We start from the raw sequence: 7382 nt of genomic DNA on the forward strand, positions 1-7382 counted from the left end.
TGACTCCGCCGCCTCCGACGTCGCCATCGCGCCCCGTGACGACACCGAACGGATGGCCTTCGGCGCGTGGGCCGTGGTCACCGGTGCCTCGGCCCCCGGGGTGACCGGCACGCTGCCCGCGCTCGACGAGTCCACCCGCACCGCCCTGGCCGAGCGGCTGTCGACCCGTTGTGGCGGCGAGATCACCGCCGAGCAGCTGGCCGGGGCCACGACGATCGCGGAGGTCGCCGACCTGCTGCGTCCGTTCACCGAGGTGGCGGTCGAGGGCAACATCCGCGTCCTGCGCGAGGGCTCCGCCGACAGCACCCCCCTGTTCCTGTTCCACGCGGCCGGCGGGTCGTCGTTCGTGTACGAGCCGCTGGTCGATCGCCTGGACGGTGACACCCCGGTCTACGGCGTCGAGCGCACCGAGGGGCCGCTGGAGGAGAGGGCCGCCGGGTACCTCGACAGGATCCGGGAGATCGCCTCGGGACGGCCCGTCGCGCTCGGCGGCTGGTCCTTCGGTGGCGCCCTGGCGGTCGAGGTCGCCCGTCAGCTGCGCGCCGCGGACGACGTCGTGGCGCTGGTGGCACTCCTCGACACCGTGCAGCCCTCCGAGCCGATCCCGGACACCCTCGACGAGGCCGAGGCGCGCTGGAAGCGGTACTCCGAGTTCGCCAAGCGGACCTACGGGTTGGACGTGGAGGTGCCGCGGGAGTTCCTCGCCGAGCACGGCGAGGACGGCGTGCTGGGGATGCTGCTCGAGGGCCTGGGCGCCGAGGCGAACGCGATGGGCGGCGGGGTCATCGAGCACCAGCGGGCCAGCTTCGTCGACAACCGCATCCTGCAGAGCGCGGACCTGTCCACGTGGTCGGGCGTCGGCGCGGAGGTCTCCTTCGTGCTCTACCGCGCGGAGCGGATGCACGAGGGCGCGATCGAGCTCGAGCCCCGCTACGCGCGGGTCGACACCGATGGTGGCTGGGGCCGGATCGTCAACGATCTCGAGGTGGTCCAGCTCAAGGGTGACCACCTCGCGGTGGTGGACGAACCCGTGGTCGGTACGGTCGGTAAGCATCTGGCGCGTCGTCTCTCGGAGATCGACGCGGGAGTACTGAAGGGATCGGACGCGTGACGGCTAGGACCACCGCGGAGAAGCTCGCGGAACTGCGGGTCAAGACCGAGCAGGCCCGGGACCCGGGCAGCGAGCGGGCCAGGGCCCGCCGGGACGCCGCGGGTCACACCCCGCCGCGGGAGCGCATCGCGGAGCTGCTCGACGCGGGCAGCTTCGTGGAGATGGGCCAGCTGGCCAAGGCTCCCGGCAGCCCGGACAACCCGTTCGGGGACGGCGTGGTGACCGGCCGCGGCACCATCGACGGTCGTCCGGTGGTCGTGTACGCGCACGACAACACGGTCTTCGGCGGGTCGGTGGGCGAGGGCTTCGGCAAGAAGGTCTGCGCGATCATGGACTTCGCCCTCAAGGTGGGGTGCCCGATCGTCGGGATCAACGACTCCGGTGGGGCCCGCGTCCAGGACGCCGTCACCTCGCTGGCGTACTACTCGGAGATCTCCAAGCGTCAGTACCCGGCATCGGGGTACATCCCGCAGATCTCGATCATGCTGGGCAAGTGCGCCGGCGGCGCCGTCTACGCGCCCGTGACCACCGACTTCGTGGTGGCGGTCAAGGACCAGGCGTACATGTTCGTCACCGGCCCGGACGTGATCAAGCAGGTCACCGGCGAGGACATCTCCATGGAGGACCTCGGCTCCGCCCTCCAGCAGGCTAAGAACGGCAACGTCAACCACGTCGCCGTGAGCGAGCACGACGCCTTCATGTACGTCCGGAACCTGCTCAGCTACCTGCCCTCCTCGGCGGCCGAGAAGGCGCCGCGGATCAACCCCGGTCTCGAGCCGGCACCCACCGGGTCCGATCTGGAGCTCGACTCGATCATCCCGGACTCGGACAACGCGGCGTACGACATGCACGACGTGCTCATCCGGATGTTCGACGACGGCGAGTTCATCGAGACCTCGGGCCAGTTCGCCCCCAACATCATCACCGGCTTCGCCCGGGTCGACGGCGAGTCGGTCGGCGTGGTCGCCAACCAGCCGCTGCACCTGTCGGGGTCCCTGGACATCGACGCCTCGGAGAAGGCCACGCGCTTCATGCTGCTGTGCGACGCCTACTCGATCCCGATCGTCTACGTGGTCGACACCCCCGGGTACCTGCCGGGTGTCCAGCAGGAGAAGCTCGGCATCATCCACCGCGGGGCCAAGATGGGCTACGCGGTCGCCGCGAGCTCCGTGCCAAAGGTGACCTTCGTCGTCCGCAAGGCCTACGGCGGCGCCTACGCCGTGATGGGGTCCAAGAACCTCGGCGGCGACCTCAACTTCGCCTGGCCCACCGCACGCATCGCGGTGATGGGCGCCGAGGGCGCGGTGGACCTGCTCCAGCGTCGGCAGATCGAGGAGGCCGGTCCGGAAGAGGGGCCCAAGCTCCGCAAGCAGCTGATCGACATGTACAACGAGTTCATCGCGACCCCGTACTCCGCGGCCGAGCGCGGGTACATCGACGCGGTGATCGAGCCGTCGCAGACTCGTCTGGTCCTGCGCGGCGCGTTGGCCCAGCTGCGCGACAAGGTCCGCAACGAGCCCCCGCGCAAGCACCCCATCGCCCCGCTGTGACCCTTCAGGGCGGCTGACCCGGTTCCACCCGGCCCGCCCTTCCTCGGATCCGCGTCGGCCCGGATCCGCCCGGCCCGCCCTCCCCGGGGGCGGGCCGGTCCTCGTCTGCGTCGTCCCGGTGGGTCCCAGGGGCCCTGGGCGGGCCACAGAGCCCCTCGAGGCCCCGCCGTCAGCCCTGCCTAGGACTCCGGGTCGGTCACGAGGATCGGGCCCTCGGGCTGCCACCAGCCCCAGCGGGTCTCGGTCCCGGTGGTCACCTCGGCCGGCGCCGGCGGGTCCTCCTGGTAGGTCCCCAGCGGGGTGTACGCCTCGATGGAGCCCCAGTCCCGGTTCCAGTCGTGCCGCAGGTACGAGGGGATCGTGCGGGCGCGCTGGGCGACCTCGATCCACCCGAGCGGGCCCCCGGACTCGTACGACTGCCACGTGCTGGTGGCGGCGACCGCCAGCGGCCGGTCCGGGAGGATCCGGTACTCCGGCAGCTCGGCGACCCCCGCGTAGTGCGAGAACGGCCGCTGGCACGGGAACTGCAGGCTCACCGCCCAGTCCAGCATGACGGGCGACTCCGACCCGACCAGCTCCTGGACCGTGACGAGTTCGGGCGCGCGCGGCGGGGTGATCGCCGCCCACTGGTCGGGGGTCAGGTCGTCGTCGTCGACCAGGATCCGCATGACGTCGGCCTCGGCCGGCACATCCTGCATGTCGACCCGGAGGTTCCGCCAGGTCGGGGCGGGGCCGATGTCGAACGGGACGACGGGCTCGCCCACCACGTCCGCGCCGCCCTCGGTGGCGCGGCCGAACTCGACGATGACCTCCTGCCCGTACTTGTACAGGCCGTCGGCGTCGTAGCGGCCGATCCGTCCGGCGGCCGAGATCACCAGGAGCGGATGCGTCTCACGGTTCTCCGGGAGCCGGTACCAGCCGGTCTCGAGGTTCGCCTCGCGCTGCGGACCCACCAGGTACGACCCGAGCACCGGGGTGGTGGCGGGATCGAGCCCGAACGGCAGGGCCACGGTCGACTCGTTGACGCCCTCGGCGCCCTGGCCGCCGGCGGTGCCGGCACTCTCGCCGGTGGTGACGGAGGGGCCGCCGCCGGGCTCCTGGGTGGTGTTGGCGGCACCGGGATCGGCCACCACCGCGTCCGCGGAGAGGTCGGGCGCGACGCCGTCCGGGGTGAACCCCGAGTTGTCGCCGGCCTCGATGGCCGCCGCGCGGTCGGCGGGGTCGATCGACCCGTCCGGTCGGGGGGTCGCGGCGAGCGGGGTGAGCATGCCGGCGTTGGCATCGGGTTCCACCAGCACACGGTCGGCGAGCATGCACGGGTTCCCGGCGAGCGCCGAGAAGTTGCCGGCCGCGATCGTGTACGCCGGGTACTGCTTGTGGACCCCCTTGGCGAACGAGGCGACGGAGAACACGACGAGCAGACCCGCGACCACCGCGATGGGTGCGGCGGCGATCGTCCTCATGCGCCGCCGGCCCTCGCGCGTCCTGGGCGCCTGCGTGCCGGTGTAGTCCTGGCGCAGATGCTGCCATCCCGCGTAGGCGAAGGTCAGCACGGCCAGGCCCAGGAGGACGGTCGCGGCGTCGATGCCGCGGACACTGGGCGCCTTGTCCCACCAGGGGATGCCGTAGCTCGAGACGTACCACCAGCCGTTGGGGCCGGCGAAGGCCAGCGCGAGCACCACGAGGATGACCCCGAGGAACACCGTCCGGTTGCGGGCGGTGCGGACCGCGGACGCGGAGATGGCCATGGCGCCGAGCGCCGCGATCGCCGCCCCGATCCCCGCGTAGACGCCGAAGTGGTGGGTCCACTTGGTGGGGGAGAACATCATGAAGAACGCGGTGCCCACCACCACGCCGACAAGGCGCCAGACGGGCCCGGAGGCCGCGCCCGGGATCTTGCCGCGGCGCAGCAGGGTGCCGATCACCATGATGAGGCACAGCAGGACCAGCAGGACCGGGAGTCGGCGGGAGAGCGATCCGTCGACCGTCGGGATCATCAGGTAGTAGTAGCGGACGAACTCCTCGAACCAGTTCAGGTTGGGGCCGATCTCGCCGCGCACCCGGATCGCCTCGAGCACGGAGGCCAGGGACTGGATGCCGAAGACGCTGATGAGCACCATGGTCCCGGCGGCCAGCACCGGGGCGATGAGCGCGAGGTGCGAGCCGACCTCGCGTCCGCGCACCACGACGGTGCGCAGGACGGGGCGCAGCCCCATGACGAGTGCGGCGACGGCCATCAGGCCGGTGGGGCCGGTGGCCAGCGAGAACGAGGCCAGGATCACCGCGATGGCGTACGGCAGCATGCGTCGGGTCGCGATGGCGCGTTCGACGGAGACCCAGGTGAGCAGCGCGCCCAGGGCGATGACGGGCTCGGGCCGCAGGCCGTTGTTGAAGGCCATCCAGAAGGCGAGGAACACTGCGGCGGCGCTCCACACGACCACCGGGGTGGTGCGCGCGGCGCGGCCGAGCCGGGGCAGGACCTCGCGGCTGATGACGAGCCAGCACAGGATCGCGGCGATGAGGGCGGGGAGCCGCATCCAGGGGCTGGCGGTGGACACGTGCGCGAGCATCGTGAGCAGGTCGTAGTAGGGGGAGCCGAAGGGCGACTCGGGTACCCCGTACCAGCGGTAGTAGTTGGCCATGTAGCCGGCGGGGTCGGCGGCCCGGGCCATCGACATGATGTAGCCGTCGTCGGAGGTGTTGCCGCCGACGAAGTGCCACACACCGAGCGTGCCGATCACGGCCACGTCCGGGAGCCGGATCCTGAACCACCCGCGGGGCAGGAAGCGGCGGGACCGGCGGCCGTCGGTCTGGTCGAGCCCGTGCAGCGCCCACAGGGCCACGGCCGTCGCGATCAGCCCGATGACGATGGCCGCCCACTTGAGGAGGGTCGGATCGGTGGTGAAGCGGGAATCGACCTCCACGGCCACCTCGAGGCCGTCGGGGACCGCGGTGTCGGAGGGCAGGTCGGTGTAGATACCCACGACCATCGGTCGGAGGTCGTCGGCGTCGACCCGGCGGGCGGCATCGTCGATGCCCTCGAACTCCGCCTCCACGAAGGTCGGGGCCGCGGTCAGGGTCAGCTGCGTGCACTCCCCGGCGGCGACCTCCTCCCGCGGGGCCGAGACGACGACCCGGTTGCGGGAGACCACGTCGACCGTGTCCTGGGAGGCCCGGACGAACAGCGCCCGGTCACCGGAGTCCTTGCCGCCCGCCGGAGCGGTGGACAGGAGGATCCCGCCGTCGGCGGGCAGGTCCGCGACCAGGGTGCAGGGCACGGTGGCGGTGAACCGCTGAGGCGAGTGCGCCATCAGCGGCGCGGTCACCGAGTCGACCGATCCGTTCTGTGGCCACTGCACGCTCGAGGTGGTCTGGTTGACCGGCAGGAACGGCAGGGAGAGGAAGCACAGGGTGCCCAGGAGGCCGCTGACGATGGCGACGAGGCGGAGCCTCGCGACACGGGCGTCGGCGGCGACCGGGCCGGAAGCTGCGGTGGAGTCTGACACGACGCCCGATTCTAGGCGACGGTCACTTCATGGGACCCGGCGTGGTCCAGCCCCACTGGACGGAACTGCTGCGTACGAGGTCCGCGGGCGTCGCCCCGGGGTCGAGGGGTTCGAACCGCTGGAGGGACCCCCAGTCCCTCGACCAGTCGTGATCGAGGTAGGTGGGGACGGTGACGGCCTCCACCGTCTGGGTGGTCCACAGCAGTGGTCCGCCGCCACCCGCGCTCTGCCACCAGTTCGCGGCGGCCGAGGACTCGCGGTCGGCGAGGATCCGGTAGCGGGGGATCTCGGCGACCCCGCCGTTGTGGACGAAGGGACGCTGACACGGGAAGGCCAGGGCCACCACCCAGTCGACGAGCACCGGGTCGGAGTGGCCCACCACCTCGTCGAGGGTGCGCAACCGGGGGTTCCGGGGCGGGGTCACGGCGAGCCACCAGTCGGGGTCGAGATTGCCGTCGGTCGCCACCACTCGCACGACCTCCGCGTCGGCGGGGATCGACTCCAGCGGGATCCTGAGGTTGCGCCAGGCGGGGGCCGGACCGATGTCGACGGGGGTCGTGGAGCCCATGACCTCGAAGTCGGTGGGGCCCGCCGCACCGACCCGGCCGGGCCGCCCGTACTCGATCGTCAGATCGCCGTTGCCGATCCGGCCCGCGGCGGCCATGACCAGCAGGGGGCTGTTGGGGCGGCGGGCGGGCAGCTCGTACCAGGCCGACGTGAGTTCGGCGGCGACCTGGGGCCCGCGGCGGTAGGAGCCCAGGACCGGTGTGGTCTCGGGGTCCAGACCGAAGGGCAGCGCGACGGTGGAGCCGTTGACGGTGACCTCTCCCCGGCCGCCGGTGGTGCCGGCGTCGACGCCGTCCCCCGGCTCGCGTTCACCGGAGTCGGACAGGGCCAGCGACCCCGACGACTCCTCGCTGTCGACCGTGATCGTGTCGGGGAGGCCGTTGGGTGCGAACCCGTTGACCACCCCCGCGCCCAGGGATATCTCCGGTCCCGCGCCCACGGCCCGGAGCAGGCCGTCGTTGGAGTCCTCCTCGACGAGCACCGAGTCGGCGAGCGAGCACGGCTCCCCGCTGAGGGCGCGCAGGTTGGCGCGCCCGACCGTGTAGGCCGGGGTCTGGACGAACACGGCGGTCACGGCGGAGACGAGTTCGAAGATCACGACGGAGAACGCCACGATCGTCAGCGGGGCGCCGTCGATGCCGGGGCCCC

Annotated in this window: 4 protein-coding genes; 2 read left to right on the plus strand and 2 right to left on the minus strand. The window is 72.0% G+C overall.

All coding sequences use genetic code 11. The annotated features are described in order from the left end of the window. Both G6028_RS02780 and G6028_RS02785 read left to right on the plus strand, forming a co-directional pair. Nucleotides 1-1111: thioesterase domain-containing protein (locus tag G6028_RS02780; RefSeq protein WP_182657978.1), on the plus strand; the 1111-nt coding region annotated here is incomplete at its 5' end. Further along, the gene (locus G6028_RS02785) at nt 1108-2661 is read left to right on the plus strand and encodes a carboxyl transferase domain-containing protein (RefSeq protein WP_182657979.1); all 1554 of its coding nucleotides are present in this window, start codon (nt 1108-1110) and stop codon (nt 2659-2661) included. The genes G6028_RS02780 and G6028_RS02785, both read left to right, overlap by 4 nt. 179 nt (nt 2662-2840) lie before the next feature. Here G6028_RS02785 and G6028_RS02790 read toward each other — a convergent pair whose 3' ends face one another. Further along, a complete protein-coding gene (locus G6028_RS02790) occupies nt 2841-6167 on the minus strand; it encodes an arabinosyltransferase domain-containing protein (RefSeq protein WP_182657980.1) in 3327 nt (1108 codons plus the stop codon). Nucleotides 6168-6189: 22 nt separating this feature from the next. Further along, the coding region (locus G6028_RS02795; RefSeq protein ID WP_182657981.1) for an arabinosyltransferase C-terminal domain-containing protein at nt 6190-7382 on the minus strand (1193 nt) is incomplete at its 5' end.

It is taken from the genome of Dietzia cercidiphylli (assembly GCF_014145145.1).
Lineage (GTDB): Bacteria > Actinomycetota > Actinomycetes > Mycobacteriales > Mycobacteriaceae > Dietzia > Dietzia natronolimnaea.